Source organism: Arthrobacter sp. ov407 (assembly GCF_900102895.1).
Lineage (GTDB): Bacteria > Actinomycetota > Actinomycetes > Actinomycetales > Micrococcaceae > Arthrobacter.
In genome coordinates this window covers 37269-61387 of record NZ_FNGD01000018.1, presented here as the reverse complement: position 1 = coordinate 61387, position 24119 = coordinate 37269, and the positions used below count along the sequence as shown (strand labels likewise).

Annotated in this window: 23 protein-coding genes and 1 pseudogene; 15 read left to right on the top strand and 9 right to left on the bottom strand. The window is 66.9% G+C overall.

All coding sequences use genetic code 11. The features are described from left to right. Nucleotides 1-85: 85 nt before the first annotated feature. Nucleotides 86-940, bottom strand: a pseudogene (locus BLS42_RS18670) (DUF4194 domain-containing protein); the annotation flags it as partial. Nucleotides 941-942: 2 nt separating this feature from the next. Beyond that, nucleotides 943-2415 carry a DUF3375 family protein gene (locus BLS42_RS18665; protein ID WP_090583832.1) on the bottom strand — a complete coding sequence of 491 codons (1473 nt, stop codon included), beginning with the start codon at nt 2413-2415 and terminating at the stop codon, nt 943-945. Nucleotides 2416-2578: 163 nt separating this feature from the next. Between BLS42_RS18665 and BLS42_RS18660 the strand changes: the two genes are divergently transcribed. From BLS42_RS18660 to BLS42_RS18645, 4 genes are all read left to right on the top strand, one after another. Continuing rightward, nucleotides 2579-2962: a PepSY domain-containing protein gene (locus BLS42_RS18660; protein WP_176803543.1), complete on the top strand. Its 384-nt coding sequence runs from the start codon at nt 2579-2581 to the stop codon at nt 2960-2962. 206 nt (nt 2963-3168) lie between these two features. Then, the gene (locus tag BLS42_RS18655) at nt 3169-3507 is read left to right on the top strand and encodes a hypothetical protein (RefSeq protein ID WP_090583829.1); all 339 of its coding nucleotides are present in this window, start codon (nt 3169-3171) and stop codon (nt 3505-3507) included. A 168-nt stretch (nt 3508-3675) separates the two neighbouring features. Next, complete coding sequence (locus tag BLS42_RS18650; RefSeq protein ID WP_256336573.1) at nt 3676-5607, top strand: acyl-CoA dehydrogenase family protein; 1932 nt, start codon at nt 3676-3678, stop codon at nt 5605-5607. Nucleotides 5608-5723: 116 nt separating this feature from the next. Then, the gene (locus BLS42_RS18645) at nt 5724-6608 is read left to right on the top strand and encodes a hypothetical protein (RefSeq protein WP_090583827.1); all 885 of its coding nucleotides are present in this window, start codon (nt 5724-5726) and stop codon (nt 6606-6608) included. Between the two features lie 25 nt (nt 6609-6633). On the opposite strand, the gene BLS42_RS18640 is transcribed toward BLS42_RS18645, so the two are convergent. Next, on the bottom strand, nt 6634-7032 hold the full coding sequence (locus BLS42_RS18640) for a YchJ family protein (protein WP_090583825.1): 399 nt from the start codon (nt 7030-7032) through the stop codon (nt 6634-6636). 230 nt (nt 7033-7262) lie between these two features. Here BLS42_RS18640 and BLS42_RS18635 point away from each other — a divergent pair, with 230 nt between their 5' ends. The 4 genes from BLS42_RS18635 (at nt 7263) to BLS42_RS18620 (ending at nt 11126) form a co-directional block, all read left to right on the top strand. Next, nucleotides 7263-7928: a hypothetical protein gene (locus tag BLS42_RS18635; RefSeq protein ID WP_090583824.1), complete on the top strand. Its 666-nt coding sequence runs from the start codon at nt 7263-7265 to the stop codon at nt 7926-7928. A gap of 40 nt (nt 7929-7968) precedes the next feature. Next, nucleotides 7969-8973, top strand: coding sequence for an aldo/keto reductase family protein (locus BLS42_RS18630; RefSeq protein ID WP_090583822.1), 1005 nt, complete (start codon nt 7969-7971; stop codon nt 8971-8973). A 4-nt stretch (nt 8974-8977) separates the two neighbouring features. After that, nucleotides 8978-9832, top strand: coding sequence for an SDR family oxidoreductase (locus tag BLS42_RS18625; RefSeq protein ID WP_090583821.1), 855 nt, complete (start codon nt 8978-8980; stop codon nt 9830-9832). A 172-nt stretch (nt 9833-10004) separates the two neighbouring features. Further along, nucleotides 10005-11126 (top strand): sulfite oxidase, encoded by a 1122-nt coding sequence (locus BLS42_RS18620; RefSeq protein WP_090583851.1) that lies wholly within the window; start codon nt 10005-10007, stop codon nt 11124-11126. A 7-nt stretch (nt 11127-11133) separates the two neighbouring features. Here BLS42_RS18620 and BLS42_RS18615 read toward each other — a convergent pair whose 3' ends face one another. From BLS42_RS18615 to BLS42_RS18600, 4 genes are read right to left on the bottom strand one after another with little or no spacing between them, the layout of a single operon-like run. Beyond that, nucleotides 11134-11598: an RpiB/LacA/LacB family sugar-phosphate isomerase gene (locus tag BLS42_RS18615; RefSeq protein WP_090583850.1), complete on the bottom strand. Its 465-nt coding sequence runs from the start codon at nt 11596-11598 to the stop codon at nt 11134-11136. 14 nt (nt 11599-11612) lie between these two features. After that, nucleotides 11613-13370, bottom strand: coding sequence for a dihydroxyacetone kinase family protein (locus BLS42_RS18610; RefSeq protein WP_090583819.1), 1758 nt, complete (start codon nt 13368-13370; stop codon nt 11613-11615). Nucleotides 13371-13430: 60 nt separating this feature from the next. After that, complete coding sequence (locus BLS42_RS18605) at nt 13431-14204, bottom strand: SDR family NAD(P)-dependent oxidoreductase (protein WP_090583817.1); 774 nt, start codon at nt 14202-14204, stop codon at nt 13431-13433. Nucleotides 14205-14237: 33 nt separating this feature from the next. Beyond that, entirely contained in the window at nt 14238-15062 is an 825-nt protein-coding gene (locus BLS42_RS18600; protein ID WP_090583816.1) for a sugar phosphate isomerase/epimerase family protein, read from the bottom strand. A 194-nt stretch (nt 15063-15256) separates the two neighbouring features. On the opposite strand from BLS42_RS18600, the gene BLS42_RS18595 reads away from it, so the two are divergent. From BLS42_RS18595 to BLS42_RS18580, 4 genes are all read left to right on the top strand, one after another. Beyond that, on the top strand, nt 15257-16594 hold the full coding sequence (locus tag BLS42_RS18595; RefSeq protein ID WP_090583814.1) for an MFS transporter: 1338 nt from the start codon (nt 15257-15259) through the stop codon (nt 16592-16594). A 70-nt stretch (nt 16595-16664) separates the two neighbouring features. After that, nucleotides 16665-17564: a transketolase gene (locus BLS42_RS18590; RefSeq protein ID WP_090583813.1), complete on the top strand. Its 900-nt coding sequence runs from the start codon at nt 16665-16667 to the stop codon at nt 17562-17564. After that, nucleotides 17561-18553, top strand: coding sequence for a transketolase family protein (locus BLS42_RS18585; protein WP_090583811.1), 993 nt, complete (start codon nt 17561-17563; stop codon nt 18551-18553). Before BLS42_RS18590 ends, BLS42_RS18585 begins: the two co-directional genes overlap by 4 nt. 102 nt (nt 18554-18655) lie before the next feature. Continuing rightward, on the top strand, nt 18656-19315 hold the full coding sequence (locus BLS42_RS18580; RefSeq protein ID WP_090583810.1) for a GntR family transcriptional regulator: 660 nt from the start codon (nt 18656-18658) through the stop codon (nt 19313-19315). A gap of 6 nt (nt 19316-19321) precedes the next feature. On the opposite strand, the gene BLS42_RS18575 is transcribed toward BLS42_RS18580, so the two are convergent. After that, nucleotides 19322-20101 (bottom strand): SDR family NAD(P)-dependent oxidoreductase, encoded by a 780-nt coding sequence (locus tag BLS42_RS18575; RefSeq protein ID WP_090583808.1) that lies wholly within the window; start codon nt 20099-20101, stop codon nt 19322-19324. Nucleotides 20102-20438: 337 nt separating this feature from the next. On the opposite strand from BLS42_RS18575, the gene BLS42_RS18570 reads away from it, so the two are divergent. The 3 genes from BLS42_RS18570 (at nt 20439) to BLS42_RS18560 (ending at nt 22446) form a co-directional block, all read left to right on the top strand. Then, a complete protein-coding gene (locus tag BLS42_RS18570; protein ID WP_090583807.1) occupies nt 20439-20891 on the top strand; it encodes a hypothetical protein in 453 nt (150 codons plus the stop codon). A 125-nt stretch (nt 20892-21016) separates the two neighbouring features. Continuing rightward, a complete protein-coding gene (locus tag BLS42_RS18565; protein WP_090583805.1) occupies nt 21017-21499 on the top strand; it encodes a hypothetical protein in 483 nt (160 codons plus the stop codon). Continuing rightward, on the top strand, nt 21496-22446 hold the full coding sequence (locus BLS42_RS18560; RefSeq protein ID WP_090583803.1) for a hypothetical protein: 951 nt from the start codon (nt 21496-21498) through the stop codon (nt 22444-22446). The genes BLS42_RS18565 and BLS42_RS18560 overlap by 4 nt, the downstream gene beginning before the upstream one ends. Nucleotides 22447-22476: 30 nt before the next feature. On the opposite strand, the gene BLS42_RS18555 is transcribed toward BLS42_RS18560, so the two are convergent. Next, on the bottom strand, nt 22477-24108 hold the full coding sequence (locus BLS42_RS18555; protein ID WP_090583802.1) for a DUF4389 domain-containing protein: 1632 nt from the start codon (nt 24106-24108) through the stop codon (nt 22477-22479). Nucleotides 24109-24119 lie beyond the last annotated feature (11 nt).

Genomic DNA, 24119 nt, shown 5'->3' with positions numbered 1-24119 from the left:
CGGCTGCTGCGCCGTCGTCATCGTCACCGGCGGCGGCATCGCCGTCGTCGTCGCTGGCCGTGTCACCTTCGGGGGCGGCCTCGGCGTCGTCGTCTGTTTCGTCTCCCTCATCCTCGGCGGCAGAGCCAGCCAAAGGAGTGTCATCGAGCTCTAGGAGTGGCTCAGTTCCTGACTGGTCGGTGCTGGCCGCTACCAGGGCTTCGATTTGGGCCGGGATGTCGCCGATGTTTTCGAACGGGAGGGCCAGGGGGAGGGCGTTGGAGATGGTGTAGACCTCGTCCAGGCCCGTGGTGAGGAGGAGTTGGCGGGCCAGGAGCTTGGTGATGGCGCGATTGACGACGTCGGCATCGCGCAGGGCGTCCTGCTGGCCGGTGGGCTGGTAGTGGGCGACGAGTTCGGCAATTTCCTCGCGCGTGATTGTGGGGTCTGTCTGGGCGGTGACGTGGCGGTCCAGGAGCAGGCGCAGGCGCAGCAGGACGATCGTTTCGACCCGGCTCAGCGCGCGCTGCTGCCGCAGGATGCTCGAACGGGTGCTGCCGCCGATCGCCTCGGGGTCCACGGGGCGCAGGACGGCGACCTTGCGCTCGTGGTCCAGTTGCAGCGTGAGGAAGAGCTCGGAGAGTCGGCTGCGCAGGATCAGCTGGTTGTCCAGGAGCGTGGTCCAGAGTTTTTCATCGCGCCCGCCGTCGATGTACGGGCCCTTGAGCAGCTTCACGAGCGCCTGCCGGACTTTCATCGGGAGCACGCCGGTGTCGCCCGGGAAGAGGGCGGCGCCGTCGACGAACGTGTCCCGGGGCGTGACGGTGAAGGGGTCGCTGCGGACGTGGGCGCCGTCGTTGTCCGCAGGCGCGGGCGCGGACTGCAGGTCCGCTGTCGCCGTCTCAGTCGCGGTCTCTGTCGCGGTCTCTGTCGCGGTCTCAGTCGCAATCTCTTCAGTCATGGTCAATCCTTCGCGAGCGTGACGACAGGCAGGTAGGCGGTGCGGGTGGTGCCGTCGATTTGTTCGAATTCGATGGGCCCCCAGGCCCCGCGGTCGAAGCCGGCGCCCTCGTGGAGGGTCTGCGAAAGCAGGGCCCGGATGGAGTTGATGTGGCGTTCCCCGGCCGGCAGCTGCGCCCATGCCTCGGTAAGGGTCGAGGCCCCCGCGAGCGCGGCGCGGATGGCTTCCGGCTTGGCCTTGGCGGTCCGGGGCGAGCGCGCACGGTCCGAGTCGGAGAACGCGATCGGGTCCGCCAGCCTGGGCGGAGCCGCGAATTCGTCCGGGTCGAAGAGCTTGACCATGGCCAGGGACTCGAAGCCGGCACTGAACAACACCGGACCGCGGACCAGGCCGGGCCGTTCGCGCTCGTACGGCAGGGAGCGGATGGCCTGCTCTGCCTCCCGCAGGACCTTGCGGAGCCGGACCGACTGCCGGAAGTCGTCACTTTGGACGTACGTGTTGAGGCTCTCGCTGAGCTTGCCGTAGATCCTCTGGATCTGGCTGTGCTGGGTGCGGAGTTCGGCCACGAGATTTTTGAGGGTCTCGCGTTCGTCGTGGCTGAGCTCGTCCGCGAACTGCCGGCTCAGCACTTCGCCAATCGCCGACCGGAACCTCAGCTGCTGTTGCGGGTCCTCCAGGAACGCGGTGAAGGAGCGGAACGTCCGGCCTTCGGGGCTCTGCCGCAGCCGCTTGTCGGCCTCGAGCACTTGGGCCATGGTGGCGCCCTTGCTGAGGGATTCCTCGATGATCTGGTTGCGCAGCTCCCCCACGAGCTCTTCGATCCGGTCACGCATCTTCTTGTAGTCCGCGGGCAGGCTCGCGGCGAGATCGAGGATGTTGCCGGCGGCCTCCACGGCCTCGTCGTCGTCGAGCAGTCCGTCGAAGTCCCCGGAGCTGATGTCCTCCATCAGCTGACGGCGCTCGTCGATCTCCTCTTCGAGGGATTCAATTCGTGCGCTCTGGTCCGGGTTGGTCTCGTTGGCGAGCTTCTCCACATCGCCGAGCAGTGTGCCGAGCCGGGAGCCATTCAGCGTGGACCGCTCGCTCGACAGGCTGTCCAGGAAAGCCAGGACGCGGGCAGCAGGCTCGGTGACTTCGTAGACGATCTGGCCCGACTGGTTCCGGCGGGTCAGGAAGTTTTTGCGGGTCCATTCGTCCGCATATTTCTTTCCGGAAAGTGCGCCGTTGGCCGAGCCGCTGTGCTGCTCTCCCGTGCCCGGGGCCTGCCGGCGGAGCTGCTCGAGGAAGGCGTCGACGTCGGCGTGGAACTGTTCCAGCGGCAGCTGGGCGCGGGTGCGGGTGAAGGAGGCCTGGAGCACGGCGATCACCCACGGCGCCGAGCGCGTCAGGGCCCAGGCAGGTCCTTTGGTGAGGAGCTCGAGGTCCCGGAGCCGGGCGCTTATGGCGTCGGCTGATGACACGGCGGAGCGGGACACGCACTCTCCTTCGGCTGCCAGAGGATGATTTGAGGTGGTGTTGCGGGCAGCGAATTCGAAAAACTGCCAGCTACAAGGTTAACGCAGGGCTCCGGCCGCATTCATCGTTGTGTGCTCCCCTGTGTCGGCGCACACTTTAATGACCAGCCGAAAGGAGTCGACCATGCGGAAGAGAACGATGTGGATCACGGGGGCAGCCTCTGCAGCAGTGGTGCTGGGGGGAGCGTCGGTTGCGGTCGCGGCAACCCAGCAGGCCCGGGATCTTGGGTCCCTGAGTCCGGACGACCTGACGGCCAGCATCGGAAAACTTGCACTTGGTGACGATTCCGACGGACCGGCGCTTACTGACGCCGATCGCGCCAGGGCAACAAGTGCCGCTCTGGCGAAGGTAGGCCAGGGCAGCGTCACCGAAGTGGAGCGCGATGACGACTCCGGCGCCGCCTACGAGGTCGAGGTGCGCCTCAACGACGGGACCCAGGTCGATGTCTCCCTCGGAGCGGATTTCCAGGTCGTGAGCCAGAGCGCCCCTGACCACGACGAGGACTGACACAGGAACAGCGTTCCGGGCACTGACGTCCGGTGCAACCCCCGGGATTGGTGAGGGTGCCGCAACCGTGCCGTGACCTACGCCCCGGTAGCATTTCGATCCCGTACCAAGAGGCCTGGAACGTCCAAAGGGCCCTAGTTCAGCACGTCTCCGGCACCCTACGCTCGGGCTACTGGTTCAACCGGAGCAATGGTGCAGGGGGCAGAATGCAGTTCGACCTAAGCGCAGTGGAAACCGGCACGTTGGTGGTTATTGGAACCCTCGTGTTCGCCGTGATGATCGGCGCCTTCATGATGGCGTCCGCGTTCGCGGCCATGGTTCTGGTTGGAGCGGGCCGGCTCGCCTGGTACCTCGTGGCCGGCGCGGTGGTTGGGCTGGTCCACGGCATCAACAACGGCTGGGACCGTCTGGTTCACCACGCCTCAACCGTGGAGTTACCCGCCGATTTCCAGGTGGACTTCGGCACGGACTTCCGGGCCGACCATTCGGGTCAGGCCTCCCCTAGCACAGGCACTTACCCGCGAGTAGTATTGCGGGACAGCTGAAGGGTCCTCCACCCGCGGCGGATCCAGGGCTCAAACCGGCCACCCGGTTAGAGGAGATGCCCAGTGAGCTCCGCCATTGAAGACCCCGCCACCGCACCCGACACTCCAACACCAGACACCGCGACACCGGGCACCCCAGCGCCGGAGACAGCCGGTGCGTCGGACCACATTGGCCCCGACGCGACGGCCGCCGACGCCCGGGCCATTGCCGAGGCCGCCCGCGAGCCCAGCTGGAACCAGCCCAGCTTCGCCAAGGGTCTCTACCTTGGCAGCTTCGATTTGAGCCTGATCCACCCATGGCCCGAGGCCCCCGCCGACGACGTCGAACGCGGCGAGGCGTTCATGTCCCGGCTGACCGACTACTGCCGCACGATGTCCGGACGCGCCATCGAGCGCGAGGACCGGATCCCGGACGACTATCTCAAGGGGCTCGCCGAGCTCGGCGCGTTCGGAATGAAGATTCCCCGCGAGTACGGCGGACTGGGCCTCACCCTCGTGTACTACGGCCGCGCTCTGGCCCTGCTTGGCTCGGTACACCCAAGCCTCGGCGCCCTGCTGTCCGCGCACCAGTCGATCGGCGTTCCGGAGCCGGTCAAGGTCTTCGGCACCCCGGCCCAGAAGCGGGAATACCTGCCCCGCTGCGCCGCCGGAGCCATCACCGCTTTCTTGCTGACCGAGCCCGACGTCGGCAGCGACCCCGCCCGGATGGGCAGCACCGCCATCCTCTCCGACGACGGCGCGTCGTACGTCCTGGACGGCGTCAAGCTGTGGACCACCAACGGGGTCATCGCCGAACTCGTCGTGGTCATGGCCCTCGTGCCGCCGCACACCGATGCGGACGGGACCGCCCACAAAGGCGGCATCAGCGCGTTCGTGGTGGAAATGGACTCCCCCGGCATCACCGTGGAAAACCGCAACACCTTTATGGGCCTCCGCGGGATCGAAAACGGCGTCACCCGCTTCGATCAGGTCAGGGTCCCCGCCGCCAATCGGCTGGGCCGGGAAGGCCAGGGCCTGAAGATCGCCCTCACCACGCTCAACACGGGCCGGCTCTCGATCCCCGCGCTGTGCGTCGCCACGGGCCGGTGGAGTCTGAAGATCGCCCGCGAATGGTCCAACGCCCGCACGCAGTGGGGTCGGCCGATCGGCCAGCATGAGGCCGTGGGCAAGAAAATCGCGTTCATCGCGGCCAGCGCCTTCGCCTTGGATGCGGTGTTTGAACTCTCCGCGGAAATGGCCGACGCCGGGCAAAAGGACATCCGGATCGAGGCGGCCCTAGCCAAGCTGTGGTCCACAGAGATCAGCTGCCTCATCGCTGACGAACTGGTGCAAATCCGCGGCGGCCGGGGCTTTGAAACGGCTGACTCGCTCGAAGCCCGGGGAGAGCGCGCCGTCGCCGCGGAACAGCAGCTCCGCGACATGAGGATCAACCGGATCTTCGAGGGGTCCTCGGAAATCATGAAATTGCTGATCGCCCGCGAGGCCGTGGACGCGCACCTGGCGGCCGCGGGAGATCTCGCCTCGGAGGACGCCCGCCTGTCGGACAAGGCGAAGGCCGCCGTCGGCGCCTCCGGCTTCTACGCGAAGTGGCTGCCCAAACTCGTGGCCGGCGCCGGCATGGATCCGCGGTCCTACAGCGACTTCGGCCGGCTCGCCAAACAGCTGCGCTACGTGGAGCGCTCCTCCCGGCGCCTGGCACGGCAGACCTTCTACGGAATGGGCCGCTGGCAGGCGAAGCTTGAGCACAAGCAGGCGTTCCTGGGCCGGATCGTGGACATCGGTGCCGAGCTCTTTGCCATGGCGGCCTGCTGTTCCCGCGCCGAGATGCTGCTTCGGACGCAGCCGGAACGCGGCGCCTCCGCGTACGAACTCGCCGAGGCCTACTGCGAACAGGCCCGCGTTCGCGTCGACGAATATTTCGACCGGCTGTGGCGGAACACCGACGACGCCGACCACGCCCTGGCCCGCAAGACCCTTGCCGGCGACTACGCCTGGCTGGAGGCAGGGGTCCTTGACCAGTCAGAAGGGACCGGTCCGTGGATCGCGGACGCCAGCCGGCGCGCCTCGGCCCGGGAAGATCTGCACCGTAAGTACCGCTGACGGGCCGCCGCCACGGATGGTAAGCATCCTTGCTAACTGGATTACGCCGTGGTTAGGTGGACGCCAGACCCTCACCCCTACGGTCCCCGGTCATTCAGCGAAAGTGAGCAGCCCTCATGAGCAGCACGACAGGTCCCGACGACAAGACGACACGCCGCACCACGCAGGAAGACGGCACGACTGCCCCGGTGACGGCGGTCCGCCAGCCCGACGCCGTCCGCGACGCACCCCGCCACGACGCACCGGTTACGGCGGTCCGCCATGACGACGCCGTCCGCGACGCACCGGTTACAGCGGTCCACCACGACGACACCGTCCGCGACGCACCCCGCCACGAGACAGTCGTCGAAGAGATCCCCACGCGCGAAACAGTCGTGGCCCGCGAGAAGGAACAGTTCGGCGGCATCAAAGTCGGCTCAGCCTTCTTCGGTTGGCTGACGGCCACGGGTACTGCCGTTTTGCTCACCGCGCTGGTCGCGGCCGGCGGCACCGCCGTCGGGCTGGCCACCAACACCGATGTGAACGATGCCGTAGACCAGGCCTCCAACAACCAGACGGTCGGGCTGGCCGGCATCATCGTGCTGCTGGTGATCCTCCTGATCGCTTACTACTGCGGCGGGTATGTGGCCGGGCGGATGGCCCGTTTTAACGGTGCCAAGCAGGGCTTCATGGTCTGGATCTGGGCCCTGATCGCCGCGGTCGTGGTCGCTGTGCTGGGAACGGTCGCCGGGCAGCGCTTCAACATTCTGGCAAACCTGAACAGCTTCCCGCGTATCCCGATTAACGAGGGCCAGTTGAACACCCTAAGCATCGTCGCGGCGATTGTCGTGGCCTTGGTGGCTTTGGTGGGCGCGGTGCTGGGCGGCCTCGCGGGCATGCGTTTCCACCGCAAGGTGGATCGGGCCGGCTTCAGCCCGGCGGCAACGGTCGAGAACCACCCCTCCGGGGACAACGCAGTCAGGGACTCCTCAGCCGGGGACTCCTCACTCGGGCGCCGCTAGCCCGGGCACCCCTGGCTCGGAGGCGTCAGCCGGACACGACTCCGGACACGTAGTACCAGCGCCGGTCCACCCGGACAAAGCGGCTGGTTTCACGTTGCACAGCGCGTTCGCCGTCGTGCCGGCAGTGCGCCGCGAATTCCACCACGCCTTCACTGTCCAGCGGGCCGCCCCGGCTGGTGGAGAGGATGTCCAAGCGGCGCCACTGCGTGCCGGCATCAAACTCCAATTCAGCTGGCCGCGTGTCCGGATGCCAGGTCCGGAGCAAGTAATCTGCGTCCCGGACCACGAAGGCACTGTACCGGGAGCGCATGAGCTGCTCCGCCGTCGGCGCCTCGGCCTCTCCGCGGTGGAACCGGCCGCAGCAGTGGGCATACTCTTCGCCGGACAGGCACGGGCAGGAATCGGCTACTGCGGCGTACGTCATAAGGTGTCCTTCCGGCGGGCCGGACGACGCCGGCGGGGCTGTCTTTGACTATAGACGCCGGGGCGGCTGGGCCGCGCCCTGCTCCCGGATAACGGCTTTGACGCATCTTCACCGCGACCGAACGGGTGCGGCACGGGGCCTGCAAAAAGTACGTATTGTTAAGGGGGCTCCTGCCCGCCACGTGCTTGCGACAGGGACCACGCTGCAGCAGGCCGGCAAGGAGAGGTGACATGGAAGATCCAACGACCATTGCGCTGAACCTGACTTTTTTCGGGACCCTCGGCCTGGCGTTCTTGATGTTCCTCGGTCTCTTCATGGTCTTCGCCGCCACACTCGTGCTCGCAGGGATCGGCCGACTGGCGGCAGTCGTCGTCCTGGCCGTCGCCGGGCTCCTCCGCGGAAACCCCGTTATACGGGAAGGTGCAGCACGCGAAGCTGCAGCAGGGGAAGATGCAGCAGGGGATGATCGGACGCGGAACGCGCCGGCGAAGGCCGCAAAGCCCGTGCGCCCGGCCGCGGCGATGAAACCGCGCCGCCCCGCCCGAAATGCAGCCAAGAAGGAGCCGACGCTGTCGCCGGAGTGGGCGGCCGCCGTGGCCCGGGCAGATGCCCGCGCCGCCGCAAGGGCCAAGGCCGAAGCCGGCCCGGCCGTCCGTGTCACCGTCCGGGACCTGCCCAACCCCACGGCACCGGCAGGGGACATCAAGGAAGTCTCAGCCCTCGTGCAGTCGGCCATGGACACCAATGGAACACTTGGCGTCGTCCCGCGGGCGTTCAAAAAGCCGCCCATGCCCGCGGCGAAGTCCCTGCTGGATACCGGCTCGCTCGTGTCGCTGCGCGGCAGTCTTCCGGCCGGGAAGGCCAAACCGCCAGCCCAAGAGCGCAAAGCGGGCTGAGCCCTTACCCCGGGCAGGCAAGTCCGATACGTTGGAACCCATGGAATTCAGATACCTCGGGCACAGCGGCTTCAAGATTTCAGAAATTACGTTCGGCAACTGGCTGACCCATGGCTCCCAGGTGGAGAACGACGTTGCCACCCAGTGCGTGCGGGCCGCGCTCGACGCCGGTATCAGCACCTTCGACACGGCCGACGTCTACGCCAACACCGCGGCGGAGACGGTCCTCGGCGCCGCCTTGAAGGACGAGCGCCGGGAGTCGCTCGAAGTCTTCACCAAGGTATTCGGCCCCACCGGGCCCAAGGGCCACAACGATCTTGGACTGTCCCGCAAGCACATCATGGAGTCCATCAACGGCTCCCTCAGGCGGTTGCAGACCGACTACGTGGATCTCTACCAGGCCCACCGCTACGACTACGAGACGCCGCTGGAAGAGACCATGCAGGCGTTCGCGGACATCGTGCGGCAGGGCAAGGCCCTGTACATCGGGGTCAGCGAGTGGACGGCCAACCAGATCCGCGATGGCCATGCCCTCGCCAACGAACTGGGCTTCCAGCTGATCTCCAACCAGCCGCAGTACTCCATGCTGTGGCGGGTGATCGAGGCCGAGGTGATTCCGGCGTCGGAAGAGCTGGGCCTGTCCCAGATCGTCTGGTCCCCGATCGCGCAGGGCGTGCTGAGCGGCAAATACCACCCCGGCAAGCCGGCCCCCGAGGGCAGCCGCGCCACGGATTCCAAGGGCGGTTCGCGGATGATCGAGCGTTGGATGTCCAACGAGGTCCTTACCGGTGTCCAGCAGCTCAAGCCGATCGCGGACGAGGCCGGGCTGACCATGGCGCAGCTCAGCATCGCCTGGGTGCTGCAGAACAAGAACGTGGCCTCGGCGATCATGGGCGCGTCCCGGCCGGAGCAGATCGAGAAAAACGTGGCAGCCGCGGGCGTGAAGCTGGACGCGGTGATCATGGACAAGATCGACGCCGTCATCGGCTCGCTGGCAGAACGCGACCCCGCGCAGACCAAGTCGCCCGCCTCCCGCGAGGCCTAGGCCCATGCCCAACGCGCCCGAGCTCGCCGTCACCGGATCCACCGGCCACCTGGGCGGCCTGGTGGCCAGGCTGCTGGCCGGGGCCGGAAGCCAACAACGGCTCCTGGTGCGGGACGCCGCCCGGGCTCCTGCTCTCGAAGGTGCCGTCCCCGTCGTAACCACATACGCCGATCAAGAGCAGACGACGGCGGCGCTGGTCGGGGCGAAAACGCTGTTCATGGTCTCTGCCGCCGAGGCCGAGAACCGGCTGCAGCAGCACTACGCCTTCGTCGACGCGGCGGCCGCAGCGGGCGTCCAACACATCGTTTACACCTCGTTCTTCGGCGCGGCGCCGGACTCCACGTTCACCCTGGGCAGGGACCACTTCGCGACGGAGGAGCGCATCAAGGCCTCCGGCATGGACTACACGTTCCTGCGGGACAACTTCTACCTGGACTTCCTGCCGCTGCTGGCCGGGGAAGACGGCGTCATCCGCGGCCCCGCCGGGGATGGCGTCATGGCGGCCGTGGCGCGGGCGGACATTGCCCGCTCGTCCGTCACCGTGCTGCGGGACCCTGCCATGCACGTGGGACGGATCTACAATCTGACGGGCCCGGAGGACATCTCGCTGGTCCGCGGCGCGGAACTCCTGACGGCCGGAACCGGTCGGACCATCACCTTCCACAACGAGACCCTGGCGGAGGCCTACGCGTCCCGCGCCTCCTATGGTGCCCCGCCGTGGCAGGTGGACGCCTGGGTGAGCACGTACACGGCCATCGCGGCCGGCGAACTGGCCGGTCCGACGTCGGCGGTGCACGAGCTGACGGGCCGCGAACCCTTGAGCCTGGAGCAGTTCCTGGCCGAGGCGCACACGCTGTAGCTCCCGCACCGGCTGTCTCGCGGGACCGGCCGGGACCGGCCCCGGCACCTGACAGGACAGGCCCGGCCCGGTGTTGACGGTTTCCGGGCTGCGGCGTAGACCTGATTTCAGGTGACATCGGCCAGAAACGGGCCGGTGCGGAGAAGAATCGCAGCGCGCCATGCCGAAGCAAATGTCCAGACACTCCGCCGTCCTGAAGAGTCCGCGCCGACAGGCCCGGAAACTCGCAGCGCATTCCGGCGAACCGAGCCACGGCCCGCTGACAGCGGACGAGCTCCAGCTCGCCGTGCGGAATCATTCCATGCCGCTCGAGGCTCTACGGATCGATACCACGCCACCCGGGCTGCACTATGTGCTCACCCACTTCGACATCCCATTCATCGACGCCGAGCACTGGCATCTGCAGATCGGCGGCGCCGTGCAGCGGTCCCTGGAGCTGAGCCTGCGTGCCCTGCGCCGGGCACCGAGCATCACCCTCCCGGTCACTCTGGAGTGCGCCGGCAACGGCCGTTCCCTGCTGCGGCCCCGTCCTTTGAGCCAGCCCTGGGTCCTGGAGGGAGTGGGCACCGCCGTATGGACCGGCGTCCCGCTCGCCTACCTGCTGACCCAGGCCGGAGTGGAGGACGACGCCGTGGAGGTGCTGTTCACCGGGGCGGACTCCGGCGTCCAGGGTGGCGTCGCCCAGCAGTTTGCCCGGAGCCTGCCGATCGGCGAGGCCCTGCGGCCCGACGTCGTGCTCGCCTACCGGATGAACAACGCAGACCTGCCACCGCAGCACGGCTATCCGCTCCGGCTCGTGGTGCCCGGCTGGTACGGCATGGCGAGCGTGAAGTGGCTGTCCACGATCAAGGTCCTGACCAAGCCCTATGACGGTTTCCAGCAGGCCGTGGCCTACAAATACCAGCAGGATGCTGACGATCCCGGCACCCCGGTCACGTGGATAAAGGTCCGCTCGCTCATGGTTCCGCCGGGCGTCCCGGATTTCTTCACCCGGAGCCGGATCCTGCCCCGCGGACCGGTGGTGCTGACCGGCCGGGCTTGGTCCGGGCAGGACGCCGTGCAGCGCGTCGATGTCGGGATCGACGGAAAGTGGGCACCGGCCCATCTGGAGCACCCGGCCGCGCCGTTCGCCTGGTGCGCCTGGTCGATGCCCTGGGTGGCCGATCCCGGCGAACACGAACTCTCCTGCCGTGCCACCGACGCCAGCGGCGCGGTACAACCGCTGGAACAGGCATGGAACTACCAGGGCATGGGCAACAACGTGGTGCAGCGGATCAAAGTCAGCGTGGAGTAGCCGGGCCTCAGCAGCCCTCGAAGTCGGTGAGCACCTTCACCTTGTCCGCCGAGGCGGAGTCGGGATCGAAGGTGTAGCCGATCCATTCCCGGGCGAGCCGCCGTGCCAGTTCCAGCCCCACCACGCGCTGGCCCATCGTGAGGATCTGGCAGTCGTTGGAAAGCACGGACCGCTCCACGCTGAAGGAGTCATGGGCGGTTGCGGCCCGGATGCCGTCCACCTTGTTGGCGGCAATGGCGACGCCGATCCCCGTGCCGCAGAACAGGATGGCCCGGTCCGCCTGCCCGTCCCGGATCAGCTCCCCCGCTGCAATGCCGACATACGGGTAGGGCTTGGTGAACAGCTCCGGGACGTCGCCGCGGTTGACGCCGATATCGATGACTTCCGCCACACGCGGGTCTGTCCGGAGGTCCGCCAGGATCTGGTCCTTGTAATCCACCCCGGCCTCGTCCGCGCCCACAATTAGCCGGATCCCTGCTCCCGGGCTCACGGGCGTGCTCCTGCCGGCTGCCCCACACCGGCAATATTCAAACCGGCAAGGTGCGGACCTAACACAGTGAATACCATCGCCAGGGACGTGGCGCCCGGGTCGGGTGTACCCACGCTCTTTTCCGCAAGGGGCCGCGCCCGTCCCTTCAGCGGTCGCAGGGCCGCGGTGGCCTGCGCCGCGGAGGCAGCCTCGCGCGCCGCTTCCGCCCAGGCGGCGTCCGCTCCGGCTCCGTCGCTGGCGAGCCGGCTGAACGTCTCGGTGAACGGGACTAGCGCGTCCACCATGGTCTTGTCGCCGACGTCGGCCTTGCCGAGCTCCGTGATCCGGGCGGCAAAGGCAGTCACCGCTGCCGCCAGTTCGGCCGCACTGGGCGCGTGGTCGTTGCCGAGGGACTCGCCGAAGGCCCGAAGGCCGGCGCCCCACAGCACGCCAGAGGTGCCACCGGCGTTATCCGCCCAGGCGTCGCCAGCGGTAGCCAGGACGGCCCCGGCCCCGGCCCCGCGGGACGCAGCCCCTGTGGCGGCGGCACAGGCCGTATCAATCCCGCGGACCATGCCCCGCCCGTGGTCTCCGTCACCGGCAATGGCATCGAGGTCGCCCAGGAACTTCTCGGCGTCGTGGATGGCTGCGCGGGCTGCCGCCAAGGCAGCGACGCACTGCTGTGCATAGTCACGAGAAGCTTCGGCCGCGGCGAAGGCTTCCGGTACCGCCGCATCCTCGGCCGGCGTCGACTCGTCGGCCTCCCCGCCGGGGAGGGCGGCATTCCCGCGCCGGTACGCAGGGGTCTCGGCGGGAGCGGTCCAGAGCGACTCGAGTTCGTCATCCAGCCAGGTCACGGTCAGTGAAACGCCGGCCATGTCCAGACTCGTGACGAGTTCGCCGACCTCCGGCATCACCAGCGTGTAACCGGCGGCGCGAAGCAGCGATGCGACGCTAAGCCAGAGGACAAAAAGTTCTTCGTGCTTGGTGGAACCGAGCCCGTTGAGAATGACGGCTATGCGGTCGCCCGCACTGTGCGGCGTCTCGGCCAGCAGCCGGGACACGAACTCCTGGCCCAGCTCCTTGGCGGGCGGCAGATCGGTGTCGAACAGGCCGGGTTCGCCGTGAATGCCCAGGCCGAGCCCCATCTGCCGGTCCTTGAGGGTGAACAGCGGAGCCTCGGCACCGGGGAAGGTGCAGCCGTGGAAGGCGCTGCCGATGGTGCGGGTCAGGCCGTTGGCCTTCCGGCCGAGACGAACGACGTCGGCCAGGTTGGCGCCCGCTTCGGCCGCCGCACCCATGATCTTAAAGACCGTGAAGTCGCCGGCGATGCCGCGGCGTTTTTCCGATTCGGACGGCGGTGCGCTGGCGACGTCGTCGGTCACCAAGACATTCGCCACCTGGATCCCTTCGGCGGCGAGCCGTTCGCTGGCCATGCCGAAGTTCATGACGTCGCCGGCGTAGTTGCCGTAGGCGAACACCACTCCGGCGCCGGAATCCGCTGCCTTGGCCACAGAGTAAGCCTGCTGGGCCGACGGCGAGGTGAAGATGTTCCCGACGACCGCGCCGTCGGCCAGTCCGGTGCCGATGAGCCCGGCGAACGCCGGGTAGTGCCCCGAGCCGCCGCCGGCCAGCACGGCCACCTTCGGCTGGCGGGGCCGGTGCCGGCGGACAGCGCCGCCGGGCACCTGGCGCACCTGGTTCGCGTGGACGTCGCAGAAGCCGGCGAGGGCCTCCTCGGCGAAATCTGACGGGTTGTTAAATATTCTGGTCATCGTGGGCTCTCTCGGCTGCGCTCGGTCGTCTGACGCTCGATCAACTGAACAGTGTGGCTGCTAGTGGATGTGGCTTCCGCCGTTGATGTCGATGGTGGTTCCGGTGAGGTAGGCGGATTCCTCGGAGGACAGGAACGTGATGACGGCGGCGATTTCTTCGGTGCTGGCGTTGCGTCCGAGCGGGATGCCGGCGTTGATGGCCGCTTCCTGTTCCTCGGTGCTGCCCACGCGGATGTTGGTGTCCACGGCGCCGGGGGTGATGGCATTGACGGTCACGCCGGTGCTTCCGAGCTCACGGGCCAGGGCCTTGGTGAAACCCAGGATCGCGGCCTTGGCTGCGGAGTACGGGACCTTGCCAAAGACGCCGCCGCCGCGCTGGGCGGAGACGGAGGACATGTTCACGATCCGGCCCCAGCCGCTTGCGATCATGTCGGGCAGGAACGCCTTGGTGACCAGGTAGGTACCCGTGGCGTTCACGGCCATGACCTTGTTCCACAGCTCCAGCGTGGTCTCGAGGAACGGCACCGGCGAGGTGATGCCGGCGATATTCGCCAAGGCGCCGACGGCGGGGAGGCTGCCGGAGCGGACCTCGGCGGCCACGGCCTGGTAAGCGGCGTTGACGGAGTCCTCGCTGGCGACGTCGACCTCGTAGCCAAACGCGGGCACGTTGAACTCGTTGCCGATCTCCGCTGCGACCTTGGCGGACTTCTCGCCGTCGAGGTCCAGGATCACCACGGCCCAGCCTTGGCTGGCGTAGCGGCGTGCGGTGGTGATGCCGATCCCCCGGTCCGAGGTTGCCCCGGTGAGGACGGCGGTGCGCTGGATGGTGCTCATGATGCTCCTTGGGTTGTTCGTTGGTGTGGAAAGTCAGATGAGGTCAGTGATGCAGCTGGCGGCCTTGGCGGCCGCGGCGGGGCGTTCCCCGTGTGTGACGTCCCGGGTCTCCAGTTCCAGGGAAAAGTGCCCCGTGTAGCCAACGGCTGCGAGGGCGCCCAGGCCCGCGGCGAAATCGGCCTGGCCGTTGCCAATGCTGAGGTTGATGTTCCCCGGCACGGCATCGCGTAGGTGGACATGGGCGATCCGGCCCTGATGGCGCGTGAGGTAGTCCAGCGGGTCCTCGCCTGCGGCCACGATATGGCTGAAGTCCATGACGATCCCTACGCCGGAACCGGCCAGCCGCCGGGCCAGCAGTTCCGCGCGCTCCAGGTTCCAGCAGAACCGAAGGAAGTGCAGTGACTCGGTCCAGAGTTCGACGCCGAACTCGTCCGCCCGCCGCTTGGCCCTGATAAGTTGCGCGGCAATGGTGTCCAGGTCCTCGTCGAGGCTGCGGACAGGGTCGTGGCCGAGGGCGCCGCAGGGCAGGACCAGGGCCTTGGCGCCGGTGCCGGCCGCCAAGGTGAGGAGGGCATCAAGGTGCCGGTTCCGGGCGGACTGTGCGGCGGCGTCGAGCACGGCGTTGAGGTCCCCGATGTCCCCGTTGACCGACCGGACCCGCAGCCCGGACGCAAGGACCTCGGCCGTCACGGCGGCTACGGCCTCGGCATCGAGGTCGTAGGGAACGTGGTCGCACACACCGGGGAGGGCGCCGAGATCTATTTCCTCGAAGCCGAGGCCCGCGATGGTACGCAGGGCCTCGGACAGGTCCTGGTGGCGGAAGCTGATGGACGAGCAGCCGAGTCGGGAATTGAACATCGTCGTTGATCCTCTGGTTGCGCCCTCGGGCGGTGGTGATATGGACCACATTACAAAATTCAACTGTCAACAGTCAACCTTTGAAGTTGACTGTTGACATTGCCTATGACGCGGGTCACACTGGGCATATCATCTGTTAACAGTCGACAGTGTCGATGCGGAAGCGTCGGCAGCTCTCTTCGAAAGGGATTGACATGAGCAACGAAGCTCTCAGCATGCGGGGCCCTGTGCATGGCACGAATGCGGCCCGGCGCGTCGCGATCGGCTCCAGCGTCGGCGCAGTCATCGAAACCTATGACTTCATCGGCTTTGGCACCGCGGCCGCCCTGTACTTCGGTACGGCCTTCTTCCCCACCGGCGACCCGGTGACCGGAACCCTGGCCGCCTTCGCCACCCTCGGTGTGGGTTTTGCGGCCCGCCCGATCGGCGGCATCATCGGCGGCCACCTGGGCGACAAGGTCGGCCGCAAACCCGTCCTGGTGGCCTCCCTGATCCTCATGGGCGTCGCCACTTTCGTGATCGGCCTGCTTCCCACCTACGGCCAGGTCGGCCTGATGGCCCCTGCTTTGCTGGTGTTCGTCCGCATCGTCCAGGGCCTGGCCTTCGGCGCGGAGTGGGGCGGCGCCATCCTCATGAGCTACGAACACGCCCCGTGGAAGTCCAAGGGCAAGTACACCGGCATGGTCCAGGCCGGCTTCCCGGTCGGGCTGCTGCTGGCCAACATGGTTTTCCTCTTCAGCGTCCAGCTCGGCGGCGAACTCGCCTGGCGCATTCCGTTCCTCGCCAGCATCGTGCTGGTGATCGTCGGCCTGATCATCCGCTCCAAAGTCCCCGAGTCCCCCGTCTTCGACGAGGTCAAGGACAGCGGCGACATCGTGAAGTCGCCCATCACGGAGGTCCTTAAAACGGACTGGCGCAACATCGTCAAGGGCATCGGCCTGCGCATTGCCGAGACCGCGGGCTACGCCGTGTCCATCACCTACATGATTTCCTATCTGAACAGCCAGCACCTGGCCGACAAGACCCAGACGCTCGTAGCACTGTGCATCGCCTCCGCAATCGGCATCTTCGCCACGCAGGCTTGGGCACGACTGACCGACAGGATCGGCCGGCGCCCGCTCTACATCTGGTCCTGCGCCTTCGCGGTAGCGTTCGCCGTACCGATGTTCCTCCTGGTCAACACCGGCCTGTTCATCTTCATCATCGCCACCCTGGTGATCTCCTACGCCGTCTGCCAGAACTCGCTCGCCGGCGCTCAGGGCGCCTGGTTCCCGGAGCTCTTCCAGGCCAAGACCCGCGCCTCCGGCGCCTCGCTGGCCTACCAGATCTCCGCCATGGTCTCCGGCTTCACCCCGTTCATCACCACCCTGCTGTTCGTCAGCTTCGGCTGGATGGGCCCGGCGCTGCTCTTCGGCACCTACGCCGCCATCGGCCTCTGGGCAGCCCTCGCCACCCGGGAAACCTGGGGCAAGCGCGAACGCCAGCTCGCGGACGAGGCCACCAAAAGCACCCCCGCCCACGTGAGCGCGTAGGGGCGCACCCCCCGGGACGCCGTCGACGGCCTCCCGCAAGCTCGTCACATCACTTTTGAAAGGCAGAATTGTGGTTCTCACACAGGAAAAAGCAGCCCGAGGCAAAGCCTCCGGCGTCGGGAAAGAACGGGTTGACCGGGTCGAGGGGGCCGCGTTCCGGATCCGGCACCACGCCCTGAACATGGGCGAGGTCCAGGGCCAGGGCTATGTCGGGCAGGCCCTCGGCGCGGCCGACATGCTGGCGGTTGTCTATGCGGACCAGCTCCGCTTCCGCGCCGATGACCCAGAATGGGACGGGCGGGACAGGTTCCTGCTCTCCACCGGCCACTACGCGATCGGCCACTACGCGGCGCTCGCCGAGGCCGGGATCATCCCCGTGAAAGAACTGGAGACCTACGGCTCGGACAACTCCCGGCTGCCGATGTCCGGAATGTCCACCTACACCCCCGGCATGGAGATCTCCGGCGGCTCCCTCGGCCACGGCCTCTCGATCGCCGTCGGCGCCGCACTGGGCCTGCGGTACCAGGGTTCGGACTCCCGGGTCTACAACTTCCTCTCCGACGGCGAACTCGATGAGGGCTCCACGTGGGAGGCAGCCATGGGCGCCCATCACCACCAGCTCGGCAACCTCACCGCCATGGTGGACATCAACGCCCTGCAGGCCGACGGCAAGACCGACACCGTGCTCCGCACCGAACCCATCACCGAAAAATGGCAGGCGTTCGGCTGGTACGCCCAGCGTGTGGACGGGAACGACGTCAGCGCGCTGCTGGCCGCGTTCGACAACGCTGCCACCCAGGCAGCCGCCGTCGGACGTCCCTCCGTGATCCTTTGCGACACCAAAGTTGGCCGCGGCGTTCCGCTGCTCGAGGACCGCGAAAAAGCCCACTTCATGCGCATCGAAGAACACGAATGGCAGCTCTGCCGCGAGCAACTGACCGCAGGATACGAAGGAAAGGCCGCACGATGAGCACCGCCACCACACCGAAGCTAAAGACGTCGGCCATGATCGCGTCCTTCGCGGATCCGGGCCAGAAAACCGCATCCGCGCCGTTCGGGCACGCCCTGGTCAAGGCCGCGCAGGAGAACGACAAGATCGTGGGACTGACCGCGGACCTAGGCAAATACACGGACATGCACATCTTCGCCCAGGCCTTCCCGGAACGCTTCTTCCAGATGGGCATGGCCGAGCAGTTGCTCTTCGGCGCCGCGGCCGGTCTGGCTGAGACAGGGCTGGTCCCGTTCGCGTCCACGTACTCGGTGTTCGCCGCCCGCCGCGCCTATGACTTCCTGTGCCTGGACGCCGCCGAGCCGAACCTCAACGTCAATATCGTCGGCGGGCTCCCCGGGCTGACCACCGGGTATGGGCCCAGCCACCAGGCGACCGAGGATATGGCGATCTTCCGCGGCATGCCCAACCTGACCATCGTGGATCCCTGCGACTCGATGGACATCGAGCAGGCCGTCCCGCAGCTGGCGGCCAGCGAAGGGCCCACGTACCTGCGCCTGCTGCGCGGCAACGTTCCGACCGTGCTGGACGAGTACGACTACAGCTTCGAGCTCGGCAAGGCCAAAGTCCTCCGCGGGGGCCGCGACGTCGTCTTCATCTCCAGCGGGCTGATGACCATGCGGGCTCTTCAGGTGGCAGAGGCACTGGCGGCGCACCACGTGGATGTCGCCGTCGTCCATGCCCCCACCATCAAGCCGTTCGACACCGCAACGGTCCTCGCCGAGCTGAACACCGACCGCCTCGCGGTGACGCTGGAGAACCACAGCGTGGTGGGCGGCCTGTTCGAGACAGTGGCCTCGGCCGTGGTCACGGCGGGACTCGGCAAACGGGTGGTGCCGGTGGCGCTGCCCGATGAGTTCCTCGACGCGGGCGCACTGCCCACCCTGCACGAACGGTACGGGCTTTCGGTTCAGCGGATCGTTGCCAAGGTCCTCGCCGAGCTTGCCTGATGATGCGCGGGGCCGGCAGCTGCCGGTCCCGCGTCCGTGCCGTACCATCAACTGTTAACACACCAACTGTAGACAGTTGACCACTGACAGTGAGGACAACCCATGGCCGGAGCAACAGCCCCGCTTCTCGGACTGGAAAAGAAGAGCCTCCGCGAGCAGGCGCTATCCGCGCTGCGCACGGCCATCACGAGCGGTGAACTGGAGCCCGGACGGCATCTGGTGGAGACCGAGCTGTCCGACATGCTCCAGATCAGCCGGGGAACACTGCGCGAGGCCCTGCGCCAGCTGGAACAGGAAGGACTGCTGTCGGCAGGACCGCGCGGCCGGCTGTCCGTGCGGCACCTGGACGACAAGGAAATCCGGGACATCTTCGCCGTCCGGGCGGCGCTCGAATCGCTCGCGGTCCGGACGCTTTGTGAATTGCCGGACCGGACCTCGGTGATTGCATCCCTGCGCTTGGCCGTCGATGCCATGGCCGCGGCCGCCGAGGCGAGCCTGGAGGAACGGATTGAATCAGATCTAGAGTTCCACCGAACACTGTGCCGTCTCAGCGGAAACGAGACCCTGCTGCACTCCTGGGAGTCGCTTGAGGGCTCCATTCGGATGTCCATCATGTTTGCCGGCATCGAGCGGGCCGTTAAGAACATGAGCGTGGACCGGCACCACGACATCGTCGCCGCGATCGAGACCGGTAACGCGACCCTGGCCCGCACAACGGTCCTCGAACACATGGATGTCGCCGCAGCCAACCTGGTTGCCTAGCCCGCGTCAGTAGTCCACGATCGCGCCGGCGGAGATGTTGACGGTCGCGTCGGTGATGGCCGCCGCCTTGTCCGAGGCGATGAAGGAAGCCACGTTTCCGACGTCCGCCAGCGTGGCCGTTCTGTTCAGGTGTGCGGTCCTGGCAATCTCCACCACGATCTCCTCGCGGCCCTCGGTCTGCCACGGGATGGTTTCGATAATGCCACCGGTGACCATGGTGACCACCCTGATGCCGTGTTTTCCCAGCTCGAGGGCCCACTGCCGGCGCAGCCCCTCCATAGCGTCGAGCGCCACTTTGAAACCGCCCAGGCCGGGGATGGTCTGCGGGCCAGAGCCGCCGAACATGAGCACGACGCCGGAGCGTTGCTTGACCATGTAGGTGGCGGCCGCGCGGGTGGTAAGGAAGTGCGTGCGCGCGGCCAGGGTGATGGGCCGGGTGAAGTCATCCACATCAATCTCCATGAGTGGCTCCTGGACGTCGCCGAACGAGATCACATTGAAGGAGATGTCGATCCTCTTGCTCTTCTTCGCCACCCGGCTTACGAACGCATCCACCTGCTCTTCGTCGAGGGCGTCGACGACGGCGGTTTCGGCTGTGCCGCCGGCCGCGCGAATGTCATGGGCTACTTTTTCCAGCCGCGATTCGGTCCTCCCGGCGATGTGGACCGTGGCGCCGTCGGCCGCGAAAGCCCTCGCCACCGCCCCGCCGACCGCCCCTCCGCCACCGTAGATCAGGGCGGTCTTGCCGTGTAGCAAGCCGTTGTCCGGAATCCCGATATTCAGCATGTTCGCCTGCCTAGTGCCGCGGAGTTCGTGAATTCCCTCAACTATGTTCTTGCGGAGGGCAGGTGGCAAGAGTACCGGGAGCCGCGCAGACAGTCGCGGCCAGAGGCGTGACAGGGATGATGGCCACGCCGGGACCCGGCCAGGCGTCCCCCCAATGCACACTCCTGACCGAACCACGACGTGCCGGGCGGGCCGTTGCCGCCCCTGCACACGGAGAATTGGACACGTCCAATTCTCCGCCCTGAGCGTACACGGAACAGATTAGACATGTCCAATCTGCTAGACTCGCAGGCGACCTGACGTTTTGTGACAACCCGTGCCTGATGACATTTGTCTGATGAAAGAAGCCACTGTGAGCGACGACCAGCCGACCTCCGCGCCAGGTCTAGCCCTGGCCCGCAAGCTGAACGTCCTCTTGGACACCGCCGAAGCCGAGGGCCGGAAAATCACGTTCAATGACGTCCGCGACGCCATGTCCGCGGCGGGGACGCCGCTCTCGCGGGCCAGGTGGCACTACATGCGATCGGGCTCGGGTCCGGCCGTCAAGAAAGTCGAACTCCTGCAGAATCTGGCCAGGTTCTTCGGCGTAAACGAGAACTACCTGATCGACGGCGAGGACGAACTTCCGCCCCGGGTGGAGGCCCAGCTTGAATTACTCGCCTCCATGCGGGCCAACAAGGTGCGCAACTTCGCCGCCCGCCAGCTGGATGGACTCTCCCCGGAAACCTTGCTCCAGATCCGGGACCTGATCGACGAGCAGCTCTCCCGCGGGGATTCTGACCAGCCCTGACGCCTGTGTTCCCCTGAGCCCCTAAATCAGGCTTCGGCCTGCACTGATAGGATTCTGGCGAGGTCTGGCCGTTAGGAAGTGGCGTATCCAGGCTGACGCTCTATCAACAGCCAAGGACTCGGTACATGGATTACGACGCCGCCCGGTCGCGGGCACGGGAAGCAGAGGCCAGCCTCCGTCTCAGCGAGCCGGTCTCGCTGGCTTCAATCCAGAAGCACCTTGAACTCCAGCGGGGCCGCAAGATCGTCATCAAGCCGATCGAAGGGGCAACCGATAAAGTCTGCGGGCTGTGGTTCGGCCTTGACCACATGGACCTCATCATGCACGCCCGGGCAGCCTCCGAAGTCCACCGGCAGCAAATAGTCCTCCACGAGTTCGCCCACATGGTCCTGCACCACGAGCAGGACATCGTATCCGCAGATTATGCCGGCACTTTCTTCCCGGACCTAGATCCCGAGCGGGTCGTCAGGGCCCTCAAGAGGACTGATTTCCTCAATGACGTCGAGGTCACCGCGGAGCTCCTGGCCGACCGTCTCGCCGCGCGTATCCGCAACTCCCGGGACCGCTCCGGCGGCCAGCCGGGCAACTTCAGCTCAGTGTTCGGATGATCCAGCTCCTGACGGCCGCTGTTCTTTTTGTTCTGGCCGCGGTCCGCGTCCCGGCCATGGTTCGGAACCGCCGGGACACGGTGTTCCTTGCAGCGGTGTTCGCTGGTGCCGGCTCGGTGCTGATGTCGCCTGAGGTGTACGCCACGGTTGATCAGTACATCGGCGGCATCAATCTCTCAAAGCTTGCCCTGCATTCCTCAGTTATCCTCAGTCTCTGGTACCTCCGGCGGGCCGTCCTTGAGGCGATCATGCCGGCCGACACCCGCCGGGCCGTGATCCCCACGCTGCCGCTAACGCTCACGTTAGCGCTGGAGTTCATGCTGTTCGTCCTGACGGGGCCCACTACCACCACGGACAGCTGGGGCCTGTACCACGACCGTCTGCCCGCCGCCCTGTTTTCCGCCGTGCTCGTCGGATTCTTAGGCTGGATCTGCGGCGGCGGCGCCGTCGCGTGTTTCCGGTATGTCCCGCGGATGCGCCGGTCTTTCAAAGCCGGCTTCACCATGGCCGGCGCCGGTTGCGTCCTCGGCCTGTTCGTCACGATCAAGTTCACGATCGGGCTGCTCTCGATCCCCTTGCCGGCGTTCGCGGCCGTTCCGCTCCCCTCCGACTCAGTTATCCGAGTCGTGGAGATGCTCGCCCTCATTCTGGTCGGGGCGGGCCTGATGCTGCCAGCCCTGGCGGGCCGGACCGGACGCAGACGCCGGGCCCGCTGGGAGGCCGACACCCTCGCCGGCGTCGAACCAATCCGGAAACGGATCCTGCAGAACGTCGACCCCGATCGCCTCCTCGAAACCGACCCCGCCGCGCCGGCCCGGGAACGGCTTCACCGGATGATCGTCGAGGTCTGGGACGCCGAGCTCGCGTCCGGCGGGACCTTGACTGCGCAAGAGCGCACATTCCTCCTTGCTGCCGAGGAACAGCTCGATCTGAACCGGCTCTCGTGACAGGTCCCGCGGCGGCCATCCGGGCCCGCTTCACCCACCTGTTGCCGGTCCGACGGCGGGTCCGGGGCCGGGTCCTGCTGCCGGTCCGACGGCCGGACCCCCTGCAGGTCCTGCGTCGGCCGGTACCGGCAGCTCACCCGGATCGACGGGACCCATGTCGAGGTGGAACGGCGGATACTCGTCCCGCATGAGGGCAACGTAGGCGATGACGCGGTAGATCCAGCGGTTCAGGCCGAGCAGGAGGTCGAAGATCCCCCGCCAGTATTGGCCCGTGAACAACAGAATCACGCCGGCAATGAGGACCAGCAGCCCCAGGAGGGAGATGCCCACTCCTTGCAGTTCCCACTCGCCGCCCTGGAACTCCCACGTCCTCGCGGTCCCCGTCAGCACGCCGATAATCAGCAGATGCGGAATGGCCAGCAGCCACGATTTCACCAGCACCAGGCCGCGGGACAGCCGTTCGGGATAGTCGACGTCGAAGTCTGCCGGGTAATCGGTACGGGCGAGCGTGAAGGGCGGATAGGCGTCTGTGCCGATCGCGCTGAAGGCGTAGAAGGCCACGCGCCAGTTCCAGCGGATCACGCCGACGTTGAAGTTGAACAGCGAGCGGGGGTAGCGCGCCGTGAACAGGATTGCGAACCATGCCACGATCGTGACCACACCGAAGGCGAACCAGAGGATGAACAGGATGATGCAGTGCGGGATGGCCAGGAACCACTTCACGAGCCACATCCACCGTGACAGGTTCGGGTCGAGGTAGCCGTGGAGGCGTGCGGGGTAAACGTACGGTGGAGTCGCTCCTGGCGTTACCGGATACGGAGCTCCCGGCGCGGCAGCGTAGGCCGCTACAGCACCGGGCGGGGCAGCAGTGTTCTGCTGGCCGGGGGCGGCCCCGGGCGGATGGGGGCCCGCCGGATACGGCTGGCCGGGCTGGGCCGGCAGGTAGCCGGGAGGAACGCCGCTGCCCGTACCGCCTTGGCCCGGCCCGCCACGGCCGAGTCCTGCGGCGCCCAGCACTATCAGCGGCACTCCGATCAGCAGCATCACTAGGCCGCCGATCAGCAGGCCAATGGACACCGGCAAGAGCAGATCGGTGCGTGCCCCTGCCTGCAGATTCACGCTCACCGGGGAACTCGCGTCGGCGTTCATGACCACCACGGCCCAGGCCCCGGAGCGAAGGTCCCATGTCAGTTCCTGTTCCCCCGGGCCCGTGGCAGTCGCGGCCCAGAAGTTCTGCTGTGCCGGATCGGACGGGATTTTGGCACCGTTGACTTCGCGGTACAGGGCGCGGAAGGGGTCGAATCTGACGTCGACGATTTCGGTGCGCTGGACATCGGCCAGGTACGCCGCGACGTCGGCCCGCGGGGCTATTCCGATGAAGATTTCCTTGCCGGGATCCGTGGTGGAACCGCGGAGCAGTACGCTGCCCGCAAAGTCCACTGGGGCGTCGTCGTTCACGCCGCCTCCGGTCATGAGGTCCAGCCGTGGGGTCGTCAGCGCGTAAGAATTGCCTGAGAACTGCTCCGCCGGCGTAATGAAGTACCTGCCGTCGCGCTGCTGGTAATTGACCCAGCCCGCTACGCCGGCACCCGCCAGCAGTCCCAGCCCGACCAGCGCGCACAGCGAGCCGATCACCAGCATGACAATCCGGCCTGCTTTCATGGCCGCCGTCC

Coding starts and splice junctions, on each gene's coding strand:
- BLS42_RS18660 (WP_176803543.1), top strand. CDS start 2,579: ATGCGGAAGAGAACGATGTGGATCACGGGGGCAGCCTCTGCAGCAGTG.
- BLS42_RS18655 (WP_090583829.1), top strand. CDS start 3,169: ATGCAGTTCGACCTAAGCGCAGTGGAAACCGGCACGTTGGTGGTTATT.
- BLS42_RS18645 (WP_090583827.1), top strand. CDS start 5,724: ATGAGCAGCACGACAGGTCCCGACGACAAGACGACACGCCGCACCACG.
- BLS42_RS18640 (WP_090583825.1), bottom strand. CDS start 7,032: ATGACGTACGCCGCAGTAGCCGATTCCTGCCCGTGCCTGTCCGGCGAA.
- BLS42_RS18635 (WP_090583824.1), top strand. CDS start 7,263: ATGGAAGATCCAACGACCATTGCGCTGAACCTGACTTTTTTCGGGACC.
- BLS42_RS18630 (WP_090583822.1), top strand. CDS start 7,969: ATGGAATTCAGATACCTCGGGCACAGCGGCTTCAAGATTTCAGAAATT.
- BLS42_RS18625 (WP_090583821.1), top strand. CDS start 8,978: ATGCCCAACGCGCCCGAGCTCGCCGTCACCGGATCCACCGGCCACCTG.
- BLS42_RS18620 (WP_090583851.1), top strand. CDS start 10,005: ATGTCCAGACACTCCGCCGTCCTGAAGAGTCCGCGCCGACAGGCCCGG.
- BLS42_RS18610 (WP_090583819.1), bottom strand. CDS start 13,370: ATGACCAGAATATTTAACAACCCGTCAGATTTCGCCGAGGAGGCCCTC.
- BLS42_RS18605 (WP_090583817.1), bottom strand. CDS start 14,204: ATGAGCACCATCCAGCGCACCGCCGTCCTCACCGGGGCAACCTCGGAC.
- BLS42_RS18600 (WP_090583816.1), bottom strand. CDS start 15,062: ATGTTCAATTCCCGACTCGGCTGCTCGTCCATCAGCTTCCGCCACCAG.
- BLS42_RS18595 (WP_090583814.1), top strand. CDS start 15,257: ATGAGCAACGAAGCTCTCAGCATGCGGGGCCCTGTGCATGGCACGAAT.
- BLS42_RS18585 (WP_090583811.1), top strand. CDS start 17,561: ATGAGCACCGCCACCACACCGAAGCTAAAGACGTCGGCCATGATCGCG.
- BLS42_RS18580 (WP_090583810.1), top strand. CDS start 18,656: ATGGCCGGAGCAACAGCCCCGCTTCTCGGACTGGAAAAGAAGAGCCTC.
- BLS42_RS18575 (WP_090583808.1), bottom strand. CDS start 20,101: ATGCTGAATATCGGGATTCCGGACAACGGCTTGCTACACGGCAAGACC.
- BLS42_RS18570 (WP_090583807.1), top strand. CDS start 20,439: ATGAAAGAAGCCACTGTGAGCGACGACCAGCCGACCTCCGCGCCAGGT.
- BLS42_RS18565 (WP_090583805.1), top strand. CDS start 21,017: ATGGATTACGACGCCGCCCGGTCGCGGGCACGGGAAGCAGAGGCCAGC.
- BLS42_RS18560 (WP_090583803.1), top strand. CDS start 21,496: ATGATCCAGCTCCTGACGGCCGCTGTTCTTTTTGTTCTGGCCGCGGTC.
- BLS42_RS18555 (WP_090583802.1), bottom strand. CDS start 24,108: ATGAAAGCAGGCCGGATTGTCATGCTGGTGATCGGCTCGCTGTGCGCG.